The organism is Burkholderia sp. IMCC1007 (assembly GCF_027257875.1).
In the GTDB taxonomy this organism is placed as follows: Bacteria; Pseudomonadota; Gammaproteobacteria; order Burkholderiales; family Burkholderiaceae; genus Burkholderia.
This window is the reverse complement of sequence record NZ_JAPVQY010000002.1, coordinates 55,604-79,143: the sequence shown is the minus strand read 5'-3', so window position 1 is coordinate 79,143 and position 23,540 is coordinate 55,604. Positions and strand designations below refer to the sequence as shown.

General features: G+C 64.0%; 18 protein-coding genes and 1 pseudogene. 6 read left to right on the top strand and 13 right to left on the bottom strand.

All coding sequences use genetic code 11. The annotated features are described in order from the left end of the window. The first annotated feature begins 39 nt into the window (after positions 1 to 39). The 3 genes from O1Q03_RS02890 (at position 40) to O1Q03_RS02880 (ending at position 5,316) form a co-directional block, all read left to right on the top strand. Complete coding sequence (locus O1Q03_RS02890) at positions 40 to 3,495, top strand: adenylate/guanylate cyclase domain-containing protein (protein ID WP_269501604.1); 3,456 nt, start codon at positions 40 to 42, stop codon at positions 3,493 to 3,495. 92 nt (positions 3,496 to 3,587) lie between these two features. After that, a complete protein-coding gene (locus O1Q03_RS02885; protein WP_269501603.1) occupies positions 3,588 to 4,637 on the top strand; it encodes a patatin-like phospholipase family protein in 1,050 nt (349 codons plus the stop codon). A gap of 139 nt (positions 4,638 to 4,776) precedes the next feature. Continuing rightward, positions 4,777 to 5,316: an HD domain-containing protein gene (locus O1Q03_RS02880; RefSeq protein WP_442865736.1), complete on the top strand. Its 540-nt coding sequence runs from the start codon at positions 4,777 to 4,779 to the stop codon at positions 5,314 to 5,316. 393 nt (positions 5,317 to 5,709) lie between these two features. Here the strand turns inward: O1Q03_RS02880 and O1Q03_RS02875 are convergent, their stop codons facing one another. The 3 genes from O1Q03_RS02875 to O1Q03_RS02865 form a co-directional block, all read right to left on the bottom strand. Beyond that, complete coding sequence (locus tag O1Q03_RS02875; protein ID WP_269501600.1) at positions 5,710 to 7,002, bottom strand: porin; 1,293 nt, start codon at positions 7,000 to 7,002, stop codon at positions 5,710 to 5,712. A 92-nt stretch (positions 7,003 to 7,094) separates the two neighbouring features. Further along, positions 7,095 to 8,765 (bottom strand): cation acetate symporter, encoded by a 1,671-nt coding sequence (locus tag O1Q03_RS02870; protein WP_269501599.1) that lies wholly within the window; start codon positions 8,763 to 8,765, stop codon positions 7,095 to 7,097. After that, positions 8,762 to 8,977, bottom strand: coding sequence for a DUF485 domain-containing protein (locus tag O1Q03_RS02865; protein ID WP_269501598.1), 216 nt, complete (start codon positions 8,975 to 8,977; stop codon positions 8,762 to 8,764). The genes O1Q03_RS02870 and O1Q03_RS02865 overlap by 4 nt, the downstream gene beginning before the upstream one ends. Between O1Q03_RS02865 and O1Q03_RS02860 the strand changes: the two genes are divergently transcribed. Then, positions 8,976 to 9,188 (top strand): hypothetical protein, encoded by a 213-nt coding sequence (locus O1Q03_RS02860; RefSeq protein ID WP_269501597.1) that lies wholly within the window; start codon positions 8,976 to 8,978, stop codon positions 9,186 to 9,188. The genes O1Q03_RS02865 and O1Q03_RS02860 overlap by 2 nt on opposite strands. A 16-nt stretch (positions 9,189 to 9,204) precedes the next feature. Here O1Q03_RS02860 and O1Q03_RS02855 read toward each other — a convergent pair whose 3' ends face one another. Further along, positions 9,205 to 10,431, bottom strand: coding sequence for an FAD binding domain-containing protein (locus O1Q03_RS02855; protein WP_269501596.1), 1,227 nt, complete (start codon positions 10,429 to 10,431; stop codon positions 9,205 to 9,207). A 13-nt stretch (positions 10,432 to 10,444) separates the two neighbouring features. Further along, the gene (locus O1Q03_RS02850) at positions 10,445 to 10,912 is read right to left on the bottom strand and encodes a VOC family protein (protein WP_269501595.1); all 468 of its coding nucleotides are present in this window, start codon (positions 10,910 to 10,912) and stop codon (positions 10,445 to 10,447) included. 264 nt (positions 10,913 to 11,176) lie between these two features. Between O1Q03_RS02850 and O1Q03_RS02845 the strand changes: the two are divergent. Further along, a pseudogene (locus O1Q03_RS02845) lies at positions 11,177 to 11,401 on the top strand (hypothetical protein); the annotation flags it as partial. A gap of 146 nt (positions 11,402 to 11,547) precedes the next feature. Here O1Q03_RS02845 and O1Q03_RS02840 read toward each other — a convergent pair. Both O1Q03_RS02840 and O1Q03_RS02835 read right to left on the bottom strand, forming a co-directional pair. Next, a complete protein-coding gene (locus O1Q03_RS02840) occupies positions 11,548 to 12,306 on the bottom strand; it encodes a TetR/AcrR family transcriptional regulator (RefSeq protein WP_269501594.1) in 759 nt (252 codons plus the stop codon). Between the two features lie 141 nt (positions 12,307 to 12,447). Continuing rightward, a complete protein-coding gene (locus O1Q03_RS02835) occupies positions 12,448 to 12,846 on the bottom strand; it encodes a TetR/AcrR family transcriptional regulator (RefSeq protein ID WP_269501593.1) in 399 nt (132 codons plus the stop codon). Between the two features lie 178 nt (positions 12,847 to 13,024). On the opposite strand from O1Q03_RS02835, the gene O1Q03_RS02830 reads away from it, so the two are divergent. Beyond that, positions 13,025 to 13,780 (top strand): TetR/AcrR family transcriptional regulator, encoded by a 756-nt coding sequence (locus O1Q03_RS02830; RefSeq protein WP_269501592.1) that lies wholly within the window; start codon positions 13,025 to 13,027, stop codon positions 13,778 to 13,780. Between the two features lie 89 nt (positions 13,781 to 13,869). On the opposite strand, the gene O1Q03_RS02825 is transcribed toward O1Q03_RS02830, so the two are convergent. The 6 genes from O1Q03_RS02825 to O1Q03_RS02800 form a co-directional block, all read right to left on the bottom strand. After that, the gene (locus O1Q03_RS02825) at positions 13,870 to 14,595 is read right to left on the bottom strand and encodes a PqiC family protein (protein WP_269501732.1); all 726 of its coding nucleotides are present in this window, start codon (positions 14,593 to 14,595) and stop codon (positions 13,870 to 13,872) included. Continuing rightward, a complete protein-coding gene (locus O1Q03_RS02820) occupies positions 14,595 to 16,190 on the bottom strand; it encodes a PqiB family protein (protein WP_269501591.1) in 1,596 nt (531 codons plus the stop codon). The genes O1Q03_RS02825 and O1Q03_RS02820 overlap by 1 nt, the downstream gene beginning before the upstream one ends. Positions 16,191 to 16,241: 51 nt before the next feature. Beyond that, complete coding sequence (locus O1Q03_RS02815) at positions 16,242 to 17,585, bottom strand: paraquat-inducible protein A (RefSeq protein WP_269501731.1); 1,344 nt, start codon at positions 17,583 to 17,585, stop codon at positions 16,242 to 16,244. A 106-nt stretch (positions 17,586 to 17,691) separates the two neighbouring features. Beyond that, positions 17,692 to 19,155: an efflux transporter outer membrane subunit gene (locus tag O1Q03_RS02810; protein WP_269501589.1), complete on the bottom strand. Its 1,464-nt coding sequence runs from the start codon at positions 19,153 to 19,155 to the stop codon at positions 17,692 to 17,694. Between the two features lie 2 nt (positions 19,156 to 19,157). Continuing rightward, positions 19,158 to 22,331 carry an efflux RND transporter permease subunit gene (locus O1Q03_RS02805; protein WP_269501588.1) on the bottom strand — a complete coding sequence of 1,058 codons (3,174 nt, stop codon included), beginning with the start codon at positions 22,329 to 22,331 and terminating at the stop codon, positions 19,158 to 19,160. Beyond that, a complete protein-coding gene (locus tag O1Q03_RS02800) occupies positions 22,328 to 23,488 on the bottom strand; it encodes an efflux RND transporter periplasmic adaptor subunit (protein ID WP_442865731.1) in 1,161 nt (386 codons plus the stop codon). Before O1Q03_RS02800 ends, O1Q03_RS02805 begins: the two co-directional genes overlap by 4 nt. Between the last annotated feature and the right edge of the window lie 52 nt (positions 23,489 to 23,540).

Below are 23,540 nucleotides of genomic sequence, written 5' to 3'. Positions count from 1 at the left end.
TAATATTGAGATGTCGACCCTTGGCGCAAAGAGGGTTCTATGCACTGCACACGATGCGGGTCCGAGAATCCTCCCGGTGCGAAAGTGTGCCAGGAGTGCCAGGCCGTGCTGTCCCCGACGTGCCCGCAGTGCGGACACGAGACGGCGCCCGCGGCCCGCTTCTGTAGCAATTGCGGGACACCGCTGGCCACGCCCGCCGCCGCGCAGCCTGTCTCGCGGCCATCGGCGCCGGAGCCGCCACCCACCCCGATTCATTACACGCCCGATCATCTTGCCGAGCGGATCCGTGCCGAACACGCGGCGATGGAAGCGCGCGGCGAGCCGGCCGGCGAGCGCAAGACGGTGACCGCGCTGTTTGCCGACATGGCCGGTTCGACCGCGCTGATCCACGATCTCGATCCCGAAGTGGCGCATCGCCTGATCGCGCCGGTGATCGAACTGATGATGGAAGCGGTCCACTACTACGAGGGGTACGTCGCCAAATCGCTCGGCGATGGGATACTCGCGCTGTTCGGTGCGCCGATCGCCCACGAAGATCACGCGCAGCGCGCGCTGTTCGCTGCGCTGCGCATGCAGCAGGCGATGCGACAGCATGGCGACCGCATTCGTCTGCGGGAAGGCATTCCTCTGCAGATTCGTGTCGGAGTCCATACCGGCGAGGTCGTCGTCCGTTCGATCCGCACCGACGACTTGCACACCGAGTACGATCCGCTCGGGCATACGATCCACATCGCGTCGCGGATCGAGGGCATCGCCGCACCGACGTCGATTCTCGTCAGCGAGTCCACCTACAAGCTGGCCGAAGGCTATTTCGAGTTCAACGCGCTGGGAGCGACGCAACTCAAGGGTATTCCCGCGCCGCTATGCGTATACGAAGTGCTGGGACTGGGTGCATTACGCACGCGCCTGCAGCTGGCGGCGCACCGCGGTCTTGCGCGGTTCGTCGGTCGCGAAACGGAAATGGAGCATCTGAACCGCGCGCTGGAAACCATGCGGGCCGGGCAGGGACGCGTGGTCGGCGTGGTGGGCGAGGCCGGCGTCGGTAAGTCGCGTCTCTTTCATGAGTTCAAGGAACGTTCACGGCGCGGTGCACTGGTGCTGGAGACGTTTTCGGTATCGCACGGCAAGGCGTTTTCCAATTTGCCACTCATCGAACTCCTGAAGAATTATTTTCAGATCACGACGCAGGACGACGAGCGGCGCTGCCGGGAAAAGGTCATCGGCAAGGCGCTCGCGCTGGAACGCAGTTTCGAGGATCTCGTGCCGTATGTCCTCTATCTGCTTGGCATCGGCGAAGGCGCGCCGGTACTCGTCGAGATGGATCCGCAGATCCGGCGCGACCGTACCTTCGATGCGATCCGGCAGCTGCTCGTGCGCGAGAGCCGCAACCAGCCGGTTCATCTGCTGTTCGAGGATTTGCAATGGCTGGATCGCGAGACAGAAGCGTTCCTCACCTACCTGATCGGCCACGTGTCGGACGCACGCATCCTGCTGCTGGTGAACTACCGGCCCGAGTATCGGCCCGCGTGGGCGCACGCCGCGCACTGGAGCACGATCCGGCTCGAACCGCTCGGCCCCGCCGATGCGCGCGGTTTGCTCGCGGCATTGCTCGGCGAGGATCCCTCGCTCGTGCCGCTGAAGCAGCGCATTCTCGAGAAGACGGAAGGCAATCCGTTTTTCATGGAGGAAGTGGTCCAGACGCTCGTCGAGGAGAAGTCGCTGCTCGGCGAGGCCGGCCGTTACCGCGTCGTCGAGACGCCCGCGACGCTGCACATTCCTACCACCGTGCAGGGCGTACTGGCGGCGCGGATCGACCGGCTTCCCGTCGAGGAGAAGGAACTGCTGCAGGCGCTCGCGGTGATCGGCCACGAGTTTCCGTTCAGCCTGATCCGGCGCATTTGCGGTGAGGAGCCGGCACGGGACGACGCATTGCGCCGGCTGCTCGCGCATCTGGAAGCCGCGGAGTTCATCTATGAGCGGCCTGCGTTTCCCGAGGTCAATTATTCGTTCAAACACGCGCTGACGCAGGAAGTAGCCGGGCGCTCGCTGCTCACGGAGCGGCGCACCGCGCTGCACGAGCGCACCGCGCAGGCAATCGAGGTGCTGTTCCCGACGCGCATCGCCGATTACTGCAGCGAACTTGCGCACCACTACAGTCAGAGCGGCAACGTTCCGAAGGCTGTCGAATACCTGCATCGCGCGGCGCAGCAGGCGCTGCGCCATGCCGCCCATCAGGATGCAATGAATCACCTCGGCGCGGCGCTTGCATTGCTGAAGGGCTTGCCCGACACGCCGATGCGTGCGCATTGGGAGCTGACGCTGTTGCTTTCCCTTGGGCCCGTGCTGATGGATGTGCGCGGGTATGGCTCGACGGAGGTCGGCGCGACCTACACGCGCGCGCTCGCGTTGTGCGAGCGCGCGGGGGAAGCATCGCAGCGCTTTGCGACGCAGCTGGGATTGCGGATGTACCACGTGGTGCGCGGCGAGTATGCGCTCGCGACCGACCTCGGCAAGCAGATGCTCGACACGGCGCGCGATGCGAACGATCCGGACTTCCTCATCGAGGCACATAGCGCGCTGGGATCGTGCTTCTTTTTGCAGGGCGATTTCACCGCCGCGCGTACCCACCTGGAACAGGCGCTTGCGATCTACGATCCGGAGCAGCACCAGGCGCACGTGTTCGCACACGGGGTGGATCCCGGCATCCGCGCGCTCAGTTTCCTGGTGCTGACCTTGTGGTTCCAGGGCTATGCCGACCAGGCGCTCAAACGGAGCGTCGAAGCGCTCGCCCTTGCACAGTCGCTTGCCTATGGGCCGTCTCTCGCGTTCAGTCTCACCTACACCGCGCATCTGCATCAGCTGCGGGGCGAACCGACGCTCGCCGCCGAGCGCGCGGAAGCGGTCATTGCCGTATCGACCGAGCACGGCTTGCCGTACTGGCTCGCGTGCGGGATGCTTTTTCGCGGTTGGGCGGTGAGCGCGCAAGGCAACCTCGCGGACGGCATTGCGCAGATGCGGCAGGGGCTCGACGCACACCGGGCAGCCGGCGGCGAAGACCAGCGGCCTTATTTTCTCGCGTTGATCGCCGACAGCTGCTGGCGGGCGGGTGACGAGAAGCTCGCACTGGGCATGCTGGACGACGCCATGGCGATCGTCGAGCGCTCCGGCGAGCATTGCTACGAGGCCGAGCTGTACCGGCTCAAGGGCAACTGTCTGGCCGCACGGGCGACCGACGCGCGGGCGCGGGCCGCATGCGACGACGAAGCCGTCGACTGTTTTCACCGGGCGATCGCACGTGCACGCAGCCAGGGCGCCAGAGCGCTGGAATTGCGGGCGGTGTCGGACCTCGCGCGGCTATTGCAGCGACGGGGGAAGATCATCGAGGCGAAGCAGGCGCTGTCCGGGGTGGTCGCCTCGTTCACGGAAGGCTTCGCGACGTGCGATCTGCGCGACGCGCAAGCGCTGCTGGATGAATGGGACACACGCGCAGGATGAATTGAACGATGACGCACGGCCGCGCATTGCGTGACGACGTGCGTTCGACGACCTGTTGCTGCTCCGCATGACGGAGCGTCGAGGAGACGGGCATGGCAACCACGCACGCACGGCATCGCAACGATGTCCCGCGCAAGCCGATCGCACTCGCGTTGCAGGGCGGCGGGATGCATGGCGCGTTCACCTGGGGCGTGCTCGACCGGCTGCTCGAGGACGGCAGGCTCGCGATCGAAGGTGTCAGCGCGACCAGCGCCGGCGCGATGAACGCCGCGGTACTCGCATACGGGCTGGAACAGGGCGGCGAGGACGGCGCGCGTCAGGCGCTGCACGACTTCTGGCAGGCGGTCGCGCGATCGGCGGAGCGCTACAACCCGCTGCGCTGGGTGCCGTGGCTGAAGGGCACGCACAGCTTCGGGCTCGATCATTCGCCGCTTTACGCGTTCACCGACATGATGCTGCGGGTTTTTTCGCCCTATCAGTTCAATCCGAACAATTTGAATCCGCTGCGCGATGTGCTTGAAAGCCACGTCGATTTCGATGCGCTGCGCAAGCACTGTCCGATCCGGCTGTATCTGTGCGCCACCAACGTCGAGACGGGAAAAATACGCCTCTTCACGGGGGCGGACGTCAGCGCCGACGCGGTGCTTGCGTCGGCATGCGTGCCGACGCTGTTTCAGGCGGTCTCGATCGACGGCGAGTACTACTGGGATGGCGGCTACATGGGCAATCCGGCCATCTATCCGCTGATCTACAACTGCGAAACGCGCGACGTCGTGATCGTCCACATCAATCCGCTCGTGCGCCGTGGCGTACCGATCACGGCCGCCGAAATTCTCAACCGTATCAACGAGATCAGCTTCAACTCGTCGCTGATGCGCGAGATGCGCGCCATCGCGTTCGTCACCGACCTGATTCAGCAGGGCAAGATTCAGCGCGGCGACATGAAGGAAATGCTGATCCATTCGATTCGTGCCGACGACGCGCTGAGCGCGCTGAGCGTATCGAGCAAGTACAACGCGGACTGGCGGTTTCTGAGCGAGCTGCGCGACCACGGACGTCGCGAAGCGGATGCATGGCTCGCGCATCATTACGGCAACATCGGGCAGCGCTCGAGTATCGACGTTCGCAGGGAATTTCTCTGAGCGCATCGCAACTCATGTCGGCATGGGGCGCTCAGGTGCAAACGCCCCGTGCGAAGGAGCGAACGTGAACCGGACGCAGGCGCGGTTCGTTGCGTTGTGGGCGCACAGCGGCGGGGCCCATGCCGAGAAGGTCTATCGCATGCTGGCGCGCTGCTATATGGAGCCGGTGCGCCATTACCATACGCTCGTGCATGTACGGCGCTGCTTGCGTCACCTCGAGCTGGCGCGTGATGCGATTCACGAGCCGGACACCGTCGAACTCGCGCTCTGGTTCCACGACGTGATTTTCGTTCCCGGTGCGAAGGACAACGAGCAGCGGAGTGCGGAATGGTTTCGGCGTCAGGCGGACGGGCGAATCGGCGCGTGCGAGCACATCTGCGCGATGATTCTCGCGACGACGCACGTGGGGATCGCCGACGACCCCGACACGCGCTTCGTGTGCGATATCGATCTGGCGGTGCTGGGGGCTGCACGCAACCGATTTCGCGAGGACGGCCGGCGCCTGCGGGCAGAGCGCCCCGATCTCGACGACCGCGCTTACGACCTGCATGAACGAGCGATTCTGCGCGGGCTGTTGCTGCGCCCGCGCATCTATCTGACGGATTTTTTCTACGCGCGCTGCGAGCGGCAGGCGCGCAGGAATTTGAACTGGCGGCTGGGGTTGCCGGTTCCGGAATAGCGGCGGCTCGATGAAGAAGGTGAAAATCCGTTCGACGCGCATATGTGGAACCGTACCAGATGCGGTCGATTATTTTCGATGCGCGGCATCGTAATCGAATGAAGCGCACACATCGAAATTCCGGATACTCATTCCGATCAGGCACAATGGAGCCGGAATCGGTGATCTGAAAAGGCGCACGCGTGCGTGTGCCGAATCAGGCACGGCAGCAGAGCCCGTTATTCCTGGAAATAAACGGCAGAAAATCGTCCGTCTCGTCGTCGCGTTATCCGACATTTTATTTCCGATGATCTTGATGCGCCCGGCATCGTGCTCCGGGCGGAAAGCGTTTTTTGTCCCGCTTCATCATGCCGAAGCGGGATGCTCGTCGTTCTCTGCACCGGCCGATCGGTCTCAGAACCGGTGGGCGATACCGACCGTATCGACGAATTGCTGACGCGTGGACGACGGTGTCATTCCGTTGATCGAAGCGACTGCCGTCTGTCCGAGTGAGTCTACGCCGGATGCCCGTTGATAAGCGCCGACCATATAGACGTCGGTGCGCTTGGACAGAAAGTAGTGAACGCCAGCGTTCACCTGGTTGTAGTGGGCTTTGTGTGCATTCGGCCCGCTGGTTATCGTGTACGCATACGATGCCGAGACAGAGGCTTCCGGCAAGATTCGGTAAGAAGCATTCAGCTCGATCGTGTTGAACGCGGCGCTACCCTGATAGCCGAGCGGATTCGGCCCGGAGGCCGACCCGAGGCCGACAAAGCGCGTGTTGGTGTAGAGCACGCCGAGCGTCGTACGACCGAGCGTATAGGCTGCCCCGGCGCCGAACACTTCCTCGCGGTGCGCGGACGCGTAACCGGCGATGACGGGGTTCTTTTCCGGCGTCGTTGCCGAGCCGAACGATCCGATATTGTTGGCGGTGACGCCGCCGCCGTTGGGCTGGCCTCCCCACATCGAGACGTTCGGGTCGTACGCGCTCAGGTAGCCGATGCCGACCTTGAGCGGGCCGCCTGTATAGCCGGCGCCGACTGACACGACCTGATTCGTGGACATGCTTCCGGCAACGCCGCCAAACGCATACATCGCGTTGGCGGAGAAACCGTTCCAGACCGGTGAAGAGATTTTCAGTGCGTTGTTCTGGCGGACGGTCAACCCGAGGTTGTCGATGTCATCCGGGTGCGCGGTAATGAAGCCGCCAAATTGGCTGACCGAAGTCAAAGGGAACAGGTAATCGACGAACGACGAGTATTGCCGCCCGGCCGTGATCGAGCCGATCCGGCCGTTCGACAAGCCGACGAATGCCTGGCGACCGAACAGCAGGCCGCCCTGACCGAGCGCACCGTTTGCGACGTTGAAACCACTCTCCAGCGTGAAGATCGCGTTCGTTCCGCCGCCCAGATCTTCAATGCCACGAAAGCCGAACCGGCTGCCGATGTAAGCCGACGTCGATGCGTCCTGCATCGAAAACTGATGGGCACCATGCAGCACGCCACCGGCCTTGTTGGTTTGCGCATTGCTGACGTAGACGAGCGCGGGATCAATGATGCCGTAGAACGTTACGCTGTTTTGAGCGAATGCCATCGGCGGGACGCCCACGGCGGCGACTACCGAGAGCGCCGTGGCCGTCTTGATGGAAGTCGGCATTTTTTTCAGGTTGCCGAGCTTGTTTCGAGGGCGAGAGGTGGGGGACGTCATACGGATCTCCTGATGTCGATGTTGTCTTTTATGGTCAAGCAACGGAGCGCAGAGCAGTGATTCCGCCGCCCGAGCGCTCCGCCGAATGTGCGTCAGTGATTTGCTGCGGGGATGGGTGCAGCCGAGCCGGTCTCGCATACCACGAGTTGATCGTCGAACATCGCGCGTTCGCGGTTGCCGTTCGCCGAACGGTCCGTCACGGAGAACAGCCAGATGCCGGCAAAGGCAGCGATGATCGAAAACAGCGCGGGGTATTCATACGGATAGACTGCATGGCTGTGACCGAGCACCTGGACCCAGACCGTCGGGCTGAGAATGGTCAGGACCACCGCAGTCAGCAAGCCCAGCATGCCGCCCATCACGGCGCCTCGTGTCGTGAGGCCGCGCCAGTAGATCGACAGCAGCAGCACGGGAAACGTCGAACTCGCGGCAATCGAAAAGACCAGGCTGACGACGAACGCGATGTACTGGTTTTCGAACGCGATCGCCAGCAAGGTCGCGAGTACGCCCAGCACGAGGGTCGTGATGCGGGAAACGTTCAGCTCTTCCTTCTCGGTTGCGCGTCCTTGCCGAAACGCATTCGCATACAGGTCGTGGGACACCGCCGATGCACCCGCGAGCGTGAGCCCCGACACGACCGCCAGAATGGTCGAGAACGTGACAGCGCAGATGAATCCGAGGAAGAGGTCGCCACCGACCGCATGCGCCAGGTGGATCGCGACCATGTTCACGCCGCCGATCAGCGCGCCGTGGCCGTCGTGGTAGGTCGGATCGGACGACACGAGCGCGATGGTGCCGAAGCCGATGATCACGATCAACGCATAGCCGATGCCGACGATGCCGGTCGCATGAAGAATGCTCTTGCGCGCCTCCTTCACATCGGCAACGGTGAAGAAGCGCATCAGGATGTGCGGCAGACCGGCTGTGCCGAATATCAAAGCGAGACCGAGCGATACGGCTGAAACAGGATCATGAATCAGACCGCCCGGGCTCATGATCGCATCGTGCCGCGGGTGTGCCTGCACGGCGGCTGCGAAGAGCGCGTCCGGGTTGAACGCGAAATGACGCAACACCATGAACGCCATGAATGCGCATCCCGACAGCAGCAACACAGCCTTGATGATCTGGATCCACGTCGTAGCGAGCATCCCGCCGAAGAACACGTAGACCACCATCAGCACGCCGACGATGATCACGGCCGGCAGATAGTGAATGCCGAACAGCAGCTGAACGAGCTTGCCGGCACCGATCATCTGCGAGACGAGATACAGCAGCACGATGACGAGCGAGCTGATCGCGGAGAACGTTCTGACCGGGCGCTGCCGAAGGCGGTACGACACGACGTCGGCAAAGGTGAATCGTCCGAGATTTCGCAGGGGCTCTGCGATCAGTGCGAGGATGATCGGCCAGCTCGCGAGGAAGCCGACGGAATAGATGAGCCCGTCGTAGCCATTGGAAAATACCAGCGACGAGATGCCGAGCAGCGATGCGGCCGACATGTAGTCGCCGGCGATTGCCCAGCCGTTCTGACGGCCGGTAATCTTGCCGCCGGCCGCGTAGTGATCGGCGACCCCGTTGTTCTTGCCGGCAGCCCAGCGCGTGATCACGAGTGTCGCGATGACGAATGCGATGAACATCGCGATGGCGATCGGATTGCGTGTCTGATGCGATGCCGTCGAGACCGGGCCGCTGATGGCCGGACTCGCCCATGCGAACGCCGACGGAAACACCGCGATGCACGGCAGCATGTTGCGGATCTTCATGATTGCTCCTCGCTACGAATGGCGTCGAGTGCAGTGTCGAAAACCGTATTGGCACGGTGCACGTAGATCGCGACCAGCGCGAACGTGAATCCGAGCATGCCGACGCCGATCGGAATGCCCCACGTGGTCGGATGGCCTGCAACGATCGGCGTACCCAATACGTGCGGCGCGAGCGCGATCAACAGAATGAACGCGAAGTAGGCCGCGAGCATGCTGGCGGTCAACGTCCATGAAAACCGCCGCCGGCTCTGTACGAGCCGACGAAACCGAATGTCGGCGAGAATCGCCGGTGCCGTTGCCGGTCCTTGTCTCGGCATCGAGGGCTGGGCAGCACTCGAATACGCCGTCGCGTTTGTCATCGTCTTCCTCCAGATGGTGGCTGATCGTTTCAGTGCGGTGGTACCGGCTCGGACGGCCGGTTAGCATCGGCACCTTTGCATCAAAGTTGCGGGGCGACCGCGGTTTCCCGCATCACTGCTTCGGGCGTCCGGTACTTCTCGGCCATCGCGCGCTCGAGCTCGCTTTTCATTTGTGCCTGCATGTATGCGCCGAGGTGGCGGGCATGCTCGACGATCGCCGTGCCGAACTGGAGGCGCTGACGCTCGTAATCGGCCAGCGCATCGCCGACGCTTGCGCTCGTGGCCAGGGAGCGCGCGAGCTGCGTCGCGTCGCCGGCCGCTTTGGTGGCGCCCATACCGCAATGCGGACGCGCGACGAAGGCGGCATCGCCCAGCAGCACGACGCGATCGAATACGAGCCGCGTTGCCTCGAGGTCGTAGATCGGCTGGAACAGCGGCTGCTTCGTCTTGGCCACAACTTCAGCGAATTCCGGCGAGAGCAGGCTGTGGGCAGCGTCGCGCATGTCCGCCAGTACATCCGCGCGAATCAGGTGCGGCGGAATGCCGTTCGCGTGGTATTTGCCCGTCGCGTCGGTCAGCAGGTCACGCAACGCAACCGTTTCGTCGGTAGGCCGGTACCACACGAAGTTGTAGCGGCGTTCCCCGGGCTGCGTGCTGTTGCCCGGGCCCGCGACCGGATAGCCGAGCATTTGCTCGCCGGACGGAAGGCAGAAGCCGAATTTGTCGAACAGGGTGGTCCATGTTTGCGGTGACAGGTCGCGTTCGTCGACCAGCCCGCGCCACGCAATGTAGCCGGCATACTGCAACGGCACATCGGGCAGGAATTTCTGGCGGATCGCGGAGCGAAAGCCGTCCGCCGCGACGACGAGGTCAGCTTGTAGCGTGTCGCCGTCGGACAGTTTGACTTCGGCGTGGTCGTCGAAGCTGACGACGTCCTCGACGATGGCGCCCGATCGGTAGCACGCGTCGGGCAGTGCGGCGCGCAGGATGTGAAACATCTTGCTCCACGCCGTGAGGGTCTGCGTGAGCGGGCACGTGGCGGCTGAACTGCCGTCCGCATTCAGCGTGATCCGGCTGTGTACCGTAACGCCGATATCTTCGTTGACCTCGACGCCGGCGGCGGTCAGCGCGTCGAACAGCTCGGGGTGCGTGACGATACCTGCGCCGCGCCCCGCCAGTTCATCGGGCGAGCGCTCGAGAACGGTCACGTCCCATCCGCTTCGAAGCAGCAGGTTTGCCGCGAAAAGTCCGCCGAGCGAACCGCCGACGATGAGCGCCTTGCGGCTATCCGAGTGATTGCGTTGCATTTTGGACTCCTCCTTACTGGGCCGTAGTGGCCGGCGTGGCTTGCTTGAGTGCAAGCGCCTCGTCTGCAGGGAAATTCACTTCGATGGTCACGCCCGACGGATCCTCGACGAACACTTGATGCAGGCCGAGACTCGGGACTGTACGGTCGCGCCACGCATAGCCGGCAACGCGCAGCTTCGCCCAGAATTGTTCGAGGCCGGTCGCGAGAAACGCGATGTGGTCGACGGTGCCCGTGCCCGTTTGCGGCAGATCCTTGTCGCCGAGATAGGCAATCAGCCCTTCGCGGTCGTTCGGATCGGTGCCGATGATGTGGACGACGCCGAAGTCCGATTCGTCGTCGCCGTTGTAGAGCCAGATGCCCGGAAAATCGAACGGCGGGCGGAAGCCCTCGCGAAAGCCGAGAACCTGCGTGTAGAACTGCCGCGACTTTTCCAGATCGGTCGTACGGATCGAGTAGTGGGCAAGCTTGGTGATGGCCATTGGCGCCTCCTTAATTTATCAATCGATAAGTGATCGTTTGATAAATTATAGGGCGAGCCGATTTTTCGTAAAGCGCGATTTGCGTCGGTGTTTACCCTTTTTGGGGTGGGAGCAGGTGACGGCCTATGGGTCTCGAGCCGACGCAGCGCGATGCGGGGGAATGCGCGGAATTTGGCGACGAGGTGCGTGCCGTCATCTGCAAGCGGCCGGCGATACTTGATGGCCGGTCGCGATATCAGGACCCTTGACGCGACCGGCGGCCAGATGGTGGTGAAGATGCAGGAGGGCTATCGCCGTATGGTTGCCTCGGCCTATGCGCGGAGCCACACTGCGGCGCCGATGCTGTCCGGCTCCCTGGTGTCGGCGGTCGGCTTCATGCCCAACGGATTTGCGCGCTCGTCGGCCGGCGAATGCACCAGCACCATGTTCTGGATCGTCGGCATCGCACTGATCGCATCGTGGGTCGTCGCGGCGGTCTTTACGCCCCATCCGTCCGGAAGCAAAGATTCAATGCGGTGCTCTCGAACGCATCGCGCTGAGCCTCGGTCTGCTACCGCGGCGCGTAAAGCGCGGCGCGAATCGCCGGCCGGAAACGAAGCAACCGAATCCGGCCAGCGCGATTCCCGGTATGTCGGTCAAGCTACGCCGGCTTCGGCTTCGACCACTGGCAGCGCACGGTTGGCGATTTTCTCGGCCTCGGCGCGCTTGATCCCGAGCGTTTGCAGGAGCGCTGCCGCCGTACGCTCGGGGAAGTGCTCGCCGCTGAAGCCGAGTTGCTTGAGGGTGCCGGCCGCGGGCGCCCCCGGCGCAACGAAGTTGAGCTCGGCGGACACCGACGCGAGCACCGCGCCCCCCACGGAAAGAAACGCGATCAACGGATCCGCCACGACGAAACGTTTTGCCGCAATGCCACTTTGTATGTCGCGAAGCAGCCGCTGACCCAGGCCGCGGCCGAAGACGCGTGCCGAAAACCCTTCGCGCACCAGGAACTGCCCCCACACCGGTTCGCGCGCCGCGCGCATCAGCGTGTGACGCACAGACACGGAGATCACCTCCGCCGGGTCGGAAATGCCGCCGACAACGCGGTCGAGCGTATCGGCGAACTCCTCGAAGACGGAGTCGACGAGCGTGGCGTAGATCGCCTCCTTCGATTCGAAGTGGTTATAGAAAGAGCCGAAGCCGACGTCGGCGGCCTCCGTGATTTCGTTGATGGCCACGCCTTCCATCCCCTTTTCCGCCATCAGCTTGAGTGCCGCCTCGAGCAGGCGCGCACGCGTCTCGCGCTTGCGTCGCGCGCCGCGCGGCTCGCGCGTTTCCGCGGTGTCGGTTTGAACGGTTACGCTCGCTTGCGCCGCACGCGGCTTCGTTGTCTTGCTTTTTGCAGTGGCCGGCATGTCGCCTCCGATCTCGTTTTTTCGTTTACACCGCCAGTATAGATTTATGTCTCTTGAGTGACAAAATCGTCATCGATGGTTTCAACGTCATCAAAGGGTGTGCAAACCGAGCCGCACGACTCAAAAAGGCCACGGAGAGGTTCATGGCTTGCCTTCCTGAACCGGAATGGCGGAGTTCGCGCCGTCCAGGACTGAATCGAACCGCTTGCGAAACTCGGGGTCCCGCCTCGCGAGAAGGGTCGCCTCGACCCAGAGGGTAACGCGATCGTCGCTCTGCAAGTAATCGTGGAGTTTCAACAACGCGGAGCGCAGGTTGCACGTCAACTCGTCTTGCTCCCCGTGCAACGATTCGATCAACAAGTCGGACTTGTCGCAAAAGTTGCAATAGAACGCGCCGCGCGTGTAGCCCGCCGCTTCGGCGACATCGGCCACGCTGGTCGCCGGAAACCCCTTTTCGATAAAGAGCGCCCGAGCGGCTTCCACCATTTGCTCGCGAGTTTGCGCTCTTCGTTCCGCGTGCGTCAGCCTTTTGCGTTTCATTGGAGTCCTTAGGAAGTCCAGTGTCCCGATGGTTGGATCGCAGCAGGCTGCCGGCTAACGCCTGACCCAAGACAAAGCCAATTCCGCGATTGCAAATGATATGCTACTCAACAGTGATAGGTTTGTCGATTGAGACGTTTGAATCTATACTGCGGCTCTGATCGAGATCGGAATCGTCATGTCAAACACAACAAATCGCCCGATACCCAAGCGCGCTGCCGCGCGAACGCCTGCCGTCGCTGCGGAGGCCGCTGACGCGCGGGAGCCGCGCGGCGCCCGCCGCAAGCGAGAGACGCGGGCGCGCTTGCTCGAGGCAGCGCTCACGCTGATGGCCCAAAAAGGCATGGAAGGTGTCGCCATCAACGAAATCACCGAGGCGGCCGACGTCGGCTTCGGCTCGTTCTACAATCACTTCGAGTCCAAGGAGGCGATCTACGCCGCGCTGGTCGAGTCCGTGTTCGATGAGTTCGCCGATTGGCTCGACCGTCTCACGACCGGCTTGTCCGACCCGGCCGAGGTGATCGCCGTCTCGGCGCGCTATACGTTGATGCGTGCGCATCGCGAGCCACTCTGGGGCCAATTTCTGGTACGGGAGGGCTTTTCCGCGCGCATGCTCACCCGCGGACTGGGTCAGCGTTTGTTGCGGGATGTGCAAAGGGGCATCGAGGCAAAGCGTTTCGCCGTCGCGGATCCATTTGTCGCGTTCTTGTCCGTGGGCGGCACCATGCTTGCCGCGGTGGCGGCCGATCCCGACGTCGTCGCGCCGGACGCGCCGAATGCCGACGTGTTGGACGCATTGGGTTTCAGCCGTGAGCATCTCGCCGAGCGCGTGGCCGCCGCTCTGCTGCAAAGCCTGGGCCTCAAACGGGCGGAAGCCGAAAAGGTTGCGACGCGTCCGTTGCCGATCGTGGAACCCGCTGTCGAAGCCGACTGAAAGCCATGACGGCATACCGCTCGGCTGACCGTCGGCAACGCGGGTAGCCAAGCGGTATTCACTCATTGCGCGAATCCTGAACGGGCTGGCTACGATCCCGGAATCGATATGGCGTCGTTTGCGATGTGGGTTGCCGCGGACGGACACAGCACCGTCGGCGCCGAATTCGCTGAACGGCCAGTCGTCGTCATCAGCGGGCCGCCCGCGCCGGTGTCGAGGGCGCGAACGGTCGCCGCCAGTTGCCCCGCGATGGCGGTCAGCGCGCGGCGATGACCGTCCGCCAGCGCATCGTAACCGGCGCCGACAGGCTCGAACACCGTGCTGCGGCAAGTCAGCTTTTCACCGGCCGCTCGCGGCGAGCGAATGCTCCAGGTCGCATCGACGATCACCCGTGCACCGGGCCACGACTCGAAGCGCTGGATCGCGACGGCAACGCGATAGACGTGCGCGTCGCCTTGCTGCTTCGGACGGGGAGCGTTGAAGTCGCTCAACTGCTGTGTCGCCGCGATCGATAGCGCCATGCGGATTTCATCGCTCAATGTCGACGCCCAGCGTTCGTTTTCGAGCACTGCGACCTGCGTGTCGCTGATCCTGACGACGAGTTGATTGCGCGCAACCTGGTCCGGCACGCTGACAGACTGAATGTCGATCAACGCAGCGGGACCGGAAACGGTCGAAGCGGCGCCGGCTCGCGCATCCGGCGCCAGCGTATAGAACCGACTTGGCGGCGATGACGCACAGGCGGACAGCGCGAGCGCACTCGCCGCTGCAAATGCTCGAATGACGGCGCCGCGCCTTTGAATTACGTTGAACATCATTGACGATCCCCTTTCTTGCCGAACACGAGTGCTTCGGGATGGCGTTCCAGATAGTCCGTAAGCCCATTCAGAGACTGCAACGTACGGGTCAATTCCTGCATCGCGCCATGAACGTCCGCTTGCATCGGCGAATCTTGTCCGAGGGTCGCTTGTGCCGCGTCGAACGTTTTCTGCGCGGATGCCAGCGTGGAGCGCGCTTGCGGAACGACCTCCGTGTTGAGCTGACCGAAGAGGCGATTCGCAGTTTCGAGCGTGCCGTTCAGATTCGCGCCGATCTTGTCGAACGGAACCTGGTTGAGCTTCCTGGCGATTTCGGCAAGCTGCACTTGCAGTTCATCGAGCGTATTCGGCACGGTGGGCAGCTCGATCGGCGTGTTACGCAGATTGACCGTCGCGCGCGGCGCATGCGGGAACATGTCGAGTGCCACGTACAGCTGGCCGGTGATCAGGTTGCCGGTTCGCAATTGGCCGCGCAGCCCTTGCATCACGAGGTGTTGCAGCAAGTCGTGCCCGCCCTGGCTATTCGGCGCAGGCAGCGACGTGTTCGAACGGCGGCTGAGCCGGTCCGGATAGAGCGCCATGGTCGCTTCCATGCTGAAATTCTGGGCCTTCTCGTCGTACTCGAGACCGATCTTCGTCACTTGACCCAGCGTGATGCCGCGCAGATCCACCGGTGCGCCGACCGACAGCCCGCGCAGCGACTGATTGAAATGCATGGCGACATAGAGCGGCGCGCCGTCCGGCTCGCGCATGGCGTCGCTTTCGTCCGACGCGAGCCTGAACGTCGCGCCGTCGGCGGCGTGCGGGCCCGCATCTTGTCCGGGCGGCGCTTCGAAGGCCAGCCCGCCCATGACGACGGTGGCAAGCGATTGCGTGTTGAGCTTGAGCCCGCCGGAGTCGAGGCGCAGATCGACGCCGCTCGCGTGCCACCACCGCGTGTCGGTACCGACGTACTTGTCGTATGGCGCATTGACGAACACGTTGACGATCACGCCCGATCCCTTGGGGTCGAGCGAGAACCCGACGACTTGCCCGACTCGAATCCTGCGGTAGAAGATGGGTGCACCGATATCCAGCGAGCCGAGCGAATCGCCTCGCAGCGTGTATGGATGTCCCTGCTGGTCGGCGGTCACGATCGGCGGATTCTCGAGACCGGTGAACGCTGTTGTGCGCACGGTCGAGCGGCCGATATCGGCGCCGATATACGCGCCGGACAGCAACGTGCCAAGGCCCGATATGCCGCTCGCGCCGACGCGCGGACGCACCACCCAGAATCGCGCTCCGTCGGTGGCGAACTTTTCGGCTTCCTTGTCGAGCTGGATCTTCGCGCGGACATGCCGAAGATCGTCCGACAGCGCGATCGTGCGCACGGTGCCGATCTCGACATCCTTGTATTTGACCTTCGTTTTGCCCGCTTCCAACCCTTCGGCGTCATTGAAGGTCACGGTGACGGTCGGCCCTTCATCGGCGATGGATTTCGCGAGAAGCGCGATACCGATCAGCGCCGAGATCAACGGAATCAGCCATACCAGAGAAGGAAGCCAGCGGCTGCGAGGCTTGATCTCCGGATGCGGTAAGTCATGGATTTGCATCGCAGAAAGAAATCGAATGGAGGGTTGTCGAAGCCGGACGGGTCGCGGCGACTACGATCGTGCGGAAGAGCGTGCCGGCCGGCGCCGGACGTTGTCCCAGATCAGGCGCGGATCGAACTCGTTCGCTGCGAGCATGGTCAGCACCACGACCGAACCGAAGGCCAAAGCGCCCGGTCCCGCGGTGATCTGCGCCAGCGATCCGAAATGCACGAGTGCCACGGTGAGCGACACGACGAAGACGTCGAGCATCGACCAGCGCCCGACGCGCTCCACCATCCGGTAGAGCCTGGCGCGCTGGAGCGGCTGCCAGTCGGAACCGCGCCAGGCGGCGACGGTTTGCAGCGTGAGAATGGCGAGCTTGAGCATCGGCACCATGACGCTGGCGACGAACACGACGACCGCGAGCGGCCAATCGCCCGACTGCCAGAAGTAAGCGATGCCGCCGAGAATCGTGTCGTCCTCGGCGCGTCCGAGCGATGCGGTATGCATGATCGGCAACAGATTGGCCGGGATATAAAGCAAAGCAGCGGCAAGCAGCAGCCCGAAAGTGCGCGTGATGCTGGCGGGGCGCCGCGCGTGCAGCGGTGAGCGGCACCGGACACAGTGTGAATCGGAGACTTGCGCGCTGCGCGAGTGAACGAGCCCGCAGCAGTGACAGGCGATGAAGCCGGCGTGCCTGGCGGTGACGGAGGCCGTTGCGGACGCATCGGCACGCGCAGCACCGCCATGCACGTCACGCTGCGAGTTGCGCCGCCGCGTCGGCCTGGCGGGAGCGCCGCCCCGATTCATGACCTCGTCGCGAATCTCCCACAGCATGCAGGGGTCGAAAGCCGCGATCACGCAAAACATCAGCGTCAACGCGCCGAACGCGAACAGCGACGTGCCCGGGATGACGCGCGCGAGGCTCACCATCTTCACGATCGTAATGAGCACCCCGAGCATGAATACCTCGGTCATGCCCCACGGACGCACGAATTGAACGGCGCGCAGCACCGCGTCGAAAGCGCGTGGCACACGGCCCGTGCGCAGCGGCAGCAACAGATAGAGCAGCGCGACGAGTTCGAACGACGGGAACAGCATCGTCGTGCAAAAGACCATTGCTGCAACGATCTGCATATGGCCTTTCCATAGCGCCTGAACGGCTTCAAAAAGCGTCGCGTGCGACGTCAGGCCATTGGTTTCCAGCGCGAGTACCGGGAACGCCTGCGCGATCAGGAACGTGATCAGTGCGGCGACCGTGACTGCGCAGACTTTTTCGAGCGTCAGACCGGCGTGACGCATGCCTTTCATGCTTGCGCCGCAAGACGAGCAGTGCGCAACCAGGCCGCGCAGACGCGGCGGCTTGCGAAAGAGCGCGTCGCACTCGTGGCAGGCAATCAAATCTCGATGTTCCATAGGGAAGAAAATCAAACGGACGAACATGGGCGACCGATCGTGGCGGGGCGGCGCGCTTCTCGCGTGCCGGCCCGTCACGATCGCAAACGGACCGGACGCGCGCGAATCAATCGTGCGACGCCGACTTCCCCGGCTCAGGCGGCAATTCGCCCATCGCTTGGAACAGCGCGGCGGTATCGCCGAGCCGCTGGCTCTGCGCGCGGACCGCGTCGAGCCGTGCAGTCAGAAACTGCTGTTCGCTGGCTTGAGCCGCCGATATCGGCAAGGACCCGAGCCGATAACGCGACGTCGTTTCGTCGAACAGTTCATGCGCGGCGCGCGCCTCGATTTCGGTCGATGCGAGCGTCTGCGCGTCGTTGTCGAGCGCGGCGAGCGAGTCGGCGACGTTCTCGAAGGCGGACAGCACCGTCGATTTGTAGTGCAGTACCGCTGCCTCGTACGTCTCCTTCGTTGCACGCCGATGCGCGAGCAACGCGCCGCCATGGAAGATCGGCTGCGCAGCACTCGCACCGATCGCCCATATGCCGCCGGCGCCGGTGAGCAGGGCCGGCCAACTGAAGCCGGCACGGCCCATCGAGGCCGTCAGCGACAGGCTCGGGAAGAGCTGCGCCGTCGCTTGACCGACATCGGCCGCGGCCGCTTGTAAAGCCGCTTCGGCAGCCTGAATATCCGGACGCGAGCGCAGCAACTGCGCCGGTACGGCGACCGGCAGGCGCTCGGGCAGCGCAAGGCTATCCAGATCGGGGACGACAGGCGCCGCATCCGGCGTTCGACCCAACAGCACGGCCAGCGCGTGGACGGTGCTCGCGCGCTGCTGCCGCAGCGGCGGGAGGGTCGCGGCGAGTGCACTGGCCTGCCGCGCGGAGGCCAGTGCCTGCGCATGCGAGATCGAGCCGAGCGCCTGACGCAGCGCATCGTCGCGCGACGTATCGCCGGCGAGCGTCACGAGACGTTCGGTGAGCGCGATCTGACGATCGAGCGTCGCGACATGGATGGCGGCGCCGACGATATTCGCGGCGAGCGCGCGGCGCGCCGCCGCCAGTTCATACGCCTGCACGTCGACGCGAGCCGCGCTGGCCTTGTTCCCGTAGCGCGTGGCGCCGAACAGATCGAAGTTGTACTGCGCCTGCAGCTGACCGACGAAGACGTTGTAGCGTTCGGTGCTTGGACCGATGCCGGGGACGACGGGCGAACGCGTACGCTCGACCTGTGCGCCCGCGTCGATCGACGGCAACGTCGAAGCGCCGATCTGGGCCCGCAGTTCCTGCTGCGCGGCATTCAGCGACCGCTGCGTGGCGGTGAGCGTCGGGTTGTTGCGCAGCCCTTCGCCGACCAGCGCATCGAGCGCGTCGGAGCGATACAGCTTCCACCATTGCGGGACCGGCGCTGCGCCGACATCGAAATGTTGCGCTGTACCGCCCGCCGCGACGGTCTGCTGCGGTTGCGGCTGCGCGCCATAATGCGCGGGCGACGGCATCGCGGGCGGCGCACCGCTCGGTCCCAACGAGCACGCGCTCGTTGCAAGTGCCGCGAATACGGCGATAACGGATGTCTTGATGGCAAGTTGCATGATCAGATCTCCGCGTGTTCGACGACGCGCTGTTGCAGTGCGCGCTCATCGCGCCGAACACGGAAGGAAGTCGCATAAAGGGCCGGCAGGAAGAACAGCGTGAGCACGGTGGCGATCGTGATGCCGCCCATGAGCGACGTAGCCATCGGGCCGAAGAAGCCTGAACGAAGGAGCGGAATCAACGCCAGCACCGCGGCGGCGGCCGTGAGCATGATCGGGCGGAAGCGCCTGACTGTCGCGCCGACGATTGCATCGAAACGGGGCTGGCCTGCCGCGATGTCCTGCTCGATCTGATCGACGAGGATCACCGAATTGCGCATGATGATGCCGAACATCGCGATCACGCCGAGCATCGCGACGAACCCGAACGGTTCGCCGAGCAGCAGCAGCGCGGCGACGACGCCGATCAAGCCGAGCGGGGCGGTCAGCACGACGATGAACGTGCGCGCGAAGCTCTGCAGCTGGATCATGAGCAGGGTCAGCACTGCGATGATGAGGATCGGCATTTCGGCATTGATCGACGTCTGGCCCTTCGTGCTTTCCTCGACCGAGCCGCCCACCACGATGCGATAGCCGATCGGAAGTTGCGCGCGCAACTGGCTCAGTTGCCGGTCGATGTCCTGCGTGACGTCGATACCTTGCGCGTCGCCGCGAATGTCGGCTTGCACCGTGATGGTCGGCTGTCGATCGCGTTCCCAGATCACGCCGTACTCGAGCGCCGTGCGCACATGGCCGAGCGTGCCGAGCGGCACGGGGCCGCTGGGTGTCGGAATGGCCAGGCCCGTGAGTTGCGACGGATCGACGCGCTCGCTCCTGGGTGCGCGCAGATCGACATCGATCAGCTTGTCGCGCTCGCGGTACTGCGTGACCGTGTAGCCGGAAAGCGTCATCGCGAGGAAGTTCGACACATCCTGCGAGGTCACGCCGAGTTGACGCGCCCGGTTCTGGTCGATCTGGAACGACAGCGAGCGTTCTTGCGGCTCATCCCAGTCGAACTGCACATTGCGCGTACGCGCATCGGCACGAACCTTGTCCGCCACCTTTTGCGAGATCTCGTGCACGGTCGCGATGTTGTCTCCGCTCACGCGGAATTGAATCGGATAACCGACCGGCGGCCCGTTCTCGAGTCGCGCCACACGTGTGCGTACGCCGGGGAATTGCTTCTCGAGCGACGCTTCGAGCCATTTCATGAGCTTTTCCCGTTCCTCGACGTCCTTTGCCGTGATGACGAATTGCGCGAAGTTCGGCTGCTGCAATTGCTGGTCGAGCGGCAGATAGAAGCGGGGCGCGCCCGTGCCGACGAAGTCGACGACACGATCGATCTCGGGGCGGCCGCGCAGCGTCTGCTCGAGGCGTTGTGCTTCACGCAGCGTCGCGGCGAACGACGCCCCCTCGGGCAGGCGCATATCGACGAGCAACTCGGGGCGCTCGGAGTTCGGGAAGAACTGCTTCGGCACGCGAGTGAAAGCGGCCATGGCGACGGCGAACGCGATGGCCGTTGCGCCCAGCACCAACCAGCGGTGCTCGATGCACCAGGCCACCCAGCCGCCCATGCGGCGATAGAAACCCGTGTTGTAGATATCGTCGTCATGGCCGTGGCCACCGTGCTCGCCCGCCTTGCGCTCGGGGAGCAGGTGATAACCGAGCAGCGGAACGAGCACGACGGCGGCGAACCATGAAACGATGAGCGCGATCGCCGACACTTCGAAGATCGAGCGCGTGTATTCACCGGTGCTCGACTTCGCGAGCGCGATCGGCAGGAAGCCCGATACGGTGACGAGCGTGCCCGTCAACATCGGAAAGGCCGTGCTCGAATAGGCGAATGCCGCCGAGCGCATGCGGCTCCAGCCTTGCTCGAGTTTCACGGCCATCATCTCGACGGCGATGATGGCGTCGTCCACGAGCAATCCGAGCGCGAGCACGAGGGTGCCGAGCGAGACCTTGTTCAGGCCGATGCCGAACAGATACATGCACAGCGACGTCACGGCGAGCACGATCGGGATCGAGATCACGACGACCATGCCGGTGCGCAGGCCCAGCGACACGAGGCTGACCACCAGCACGATCGCGACGGCCTCGGCCACGGCCTCGACGAAATCGTCGACCGAATGCTTGACCGTGTCGGGCATGCTCGAGATCTGCACGAGCTTGAGCCCCGCGGGCAGGCGTGCCTGCAATTCGGCGCGCCCGCTGTCGAGCGCCTTGCCCAGCCGGATCACGTCGCCGCCTGCCTGCATCGTGACGCCGATCCCGAGCACGGCATGGCCGTTCGTGCGCATCTGCGTGACGGGCGGATCGTCATAGCCGCGGTGGATCTTGGCGATGTCGCCGAGGCGGAATGTACGGTGATTCACCGAAATCAGCATGTCCTCGAGCGCGTGCACGTCCTTGAACGCACCGCTCGTGCGCACGAATACGCGATCGTCGGACGTAGTGAACGTGCCGACCGGCGCCACGGCGTTCTGCGCATCGATCGCGTGAGCGAGCTCCGCGGGCGTGATCGCGAGCTTCGTCAACTGCGGGTTCGAGATTTCGATGAAGATGTGCTGGCCGGGGTCGCCGAAGTAATCGACCTTCGCGACGCCGGGCACGCGCAGGAGCACCGTGCGCAACTGGTCCGCATAGTCGTGCAGCTGCGCGGCCGAGAAGCCGTCGCCTTCCAGCGCATAGATGTTCGTATAGACGTCGCCGAACTCGTCGTTGAAGAACGGGCCGACGATGCCTTGCGGCAGCGTTGCCCGGATGTCGCCGACCTTCTTGCGCACCTGATACCAGGTTTCGGGCACGTCCTTGACGGGGGCCGAGTCCTTCATCGCAAAGAAGATCATCGACTCGCCGGGGCGCGAATAGCTCTTGATGTTGTCGACGTAGGGCGCGGCCTGAAGCTGGCGCGCGATGCGATCCGTGACCTGCTCCTGCACTTCGCGTGCGCTCGCGCCGGGCCAATACGTTTGAATGACCATCGTCCGGAACGTGAACGGCGGATCTTCGGATTGCGAAAGATGGGTGTAGCCGATGACGCCGAACAGCGTCATCAGACCGATCAGGTAAACGACGAGCTGCTGATGACGCAGCGCCCATTCGGACAGGTTGAAGCCGCCTTTGCCTTTGCTTTCAGCGTGCGGAGCGGCGGCGGGCGTCGTGTCGCCCGCCTTTTCGTGATCGACGATGCTCATGATGCGAAGTCCTCGGGGTGCAACGGGGCGACGACTTGCACATGCTCGCCGGCGCTCACGGTATGGACGCCCTGCACGACGACGCGTTCGCCGTCATGCAGGCCTGCGGCGACTTCAACTGTCCGCTCGCCGTAGTTGGTGACGGTGACGGGACGCAGCACGAGCTTGTCGGTGCCCGCTTGAACGACCCAGACGGCGGGCTTGTCGCCATCGTGAAAGAGCGCCGTGGCCGGCAGCGCGAACGCGGAACCGCCGTTGTTCGCGTGGGCGATATCGAACTGCACCTGAGCCGTCATGCCGAGCCGTATCTCGGGCGTCGACGCAATGAGCGTCAGCTTGACGCGCCAGGTGCGGCTTTGCTGATCGGCGCTCGGCGCGACCTCGCGCACGCGTGCTTCGAATGTCTTGCCGGGCATAGCCGACAGCGTGACCTTCGCAGGCTGGCCGACGTTGAGCGAATTCAATGCGCTCTCGGCGGCGTCGCAGGCGATATCGACATCGCCGCTCCAATCGAGGTGATAGACGGCCTGCCCTTGCTCGACGTTCTGGCCCGTGTCGGCGTCCTCGGACTTGATCACGCCGTCGTGGTCCGCGACCAACGTGGTATAGCGCAGGTGGTCTTCGGCCAGCGCCATCTGAGCCAACGCCGAATTGTGCTGCGCGAGCGCCGTTGCATACGCGTTCTGCGTTTGCTCCAGCTGCGCCGGGGCGATCAGGTTGGCCTGCGCCTGCGCTTGATCCCGTGCGAGCTGCTGCTTCTGATAGGCGAGCTGGTGGGCTGCCGCATCGAGCTGCGCGCGTGCGTTCGCTGCGTTGTTGCGCAGGTCGGTGGGGTCGAGCAGTGCGAGCACTTGCCCGGCTTTCACCGTATCGCCCAGGTGTACGCGGCGCGCGGCGATTTTGCCGCCGACGCGAAACGAAAGCGTCGTCGCGTAGCGCGCGTCGACCTGGGCCGGCAACGACGTGGCGTCCGGCGTACCGTCGGCATGCACGGCGAGCGCGACGACGGGCTTCACCTCGGGGGCGGCAGGTTCGCGCGTATGACAAGCCGCGAGCAGGACCGCGCCGCACACGGCGACACAAAGGCCCGCCTGACGGGGCAACGCAGCGGAAGACGGGCGCGAGGACGATCGCGTTTCAAGACCTGGGAGTTTCACGATGTTTCCAGAGCAAGGGGGTTACCAAGAGGAAAGGGGATCGATCATTCGT

Coding starts and splice junctions, on each gene's coding strand:
- O1Q03_RS02890 (WP_269501604.1), top strand. CDS start 40: ATGCACTGCACACGATGCGGGTCCGAGAATCCTCCCGGTGCGAAAGTG.
- O1Q03_RS02830 (WP_269501592.1), top strand. CDS start 13,025: ATGTCAAACACAACAAATCGCCCGATACCCAAGCGCGCTGCCGCGCGA.
- O1Q03_RS02875 (WP_269501600.1), bottom strand. CDS start 7,002: ATGACGTCCCCCACCTCTCGCCCTCGAAACAAGCTCGGCAACCTGAAA.
- O1Q03_RS02865 (WP_269501598.1), bottom strand. CDS start 8,977: ATGCTCGCGGCCTACTTCGCGTTCATTCTGTTGATCGCGCTCGCGCCG.
- O1Q03_RS02850 (WP_269501595.1), bottom strand. CDS start 10,912: ATGGCCATCACCAAGCTTGCCCACTACTCGATCCGTACGACCGATCTG.
- O1Q03_RS02870 (WP_269501599.1), bottom strand. CDS start 8,765: ATGAAGATCCGCAACATGCTGCCGTGCATCGCGGTGTTTCCGTCGGCG.
- O1Q03_RS02855 (WP_269501596.1), bottom strand. CDS start 10,431: ATGCAACGCAATCACTCGGATAGCCGCAAGGCGCTCATCGTCGGCGGT.
- O1Q03_RS02815 (WP_269501731.1), bottom strand. CDS start 17,585: ATGGAACATCGAGATTTGATTGCCTGCCACGAGTGCGACGCGCTCTTT.
- O1Q03_RS02835 (WP_269501593.1), bottom strand. CDS start 12,846: ATGAAACGCAAAAGGCTGACGCACGCGGAACGAAGAGCGCAAACTCGC.
- O1Q03_RS02810 (WP_269501589.1), bottom strand. CDS start 19,155: ATGCAACTTGCCATCAAGACATCCGTTATCGCCGTATTCGCGGCACTT.
- O1Q03_RS02885 (WP_269501603.1), top strand. CDS start 3,588: ATGGCAACCACGCACGCACGGCATCGCAACGATGTCCCGCGCAAGCCG.
- O1Q03_RS02880 (WP_442865736.1), top strand. CDS start 4,777: ATGCTGGCGCGCTGCTATATGGAGCCGGTGCGCCATTACCATACGCTC.
- O1Q03_RS02820 (WP_269501591.1), bottom strand. CDS start 16,190: ATGCAAATCCATGACTTACCGCATCCGGAGATCAAGCCTCGCAGCCGC.
- O1Q03_RS02825 (WP_269501732.1), bottom strand. CDS start 14,595: ATGTTCAACGTAATTCAAAGGCGCGGCGCCGTCATTCGAGCATTTGCA.
- O1Q03_RS02805 (WP_269501588.1), bottom strand. CDS start 22,331: ATGAGCATCGTCGATCACGAAAAGGCGGGCGACACGACGCCCGCCGCC.
- O1Q03_RS02860 (WP_269501597.1), top strand. CDS start 8,976: ATGCTGGCGGTCAACGTCCATGAAAACCGCCGCCGGCTCTGTACGAGC.
- O1Q03_RS02840 (WP_269501594.1), bottom strand. CDS start 12,306: ATGCCGGCCACTGCAAAAAGCAAGACAACGAAGCCGCGTGCGGCGCAA.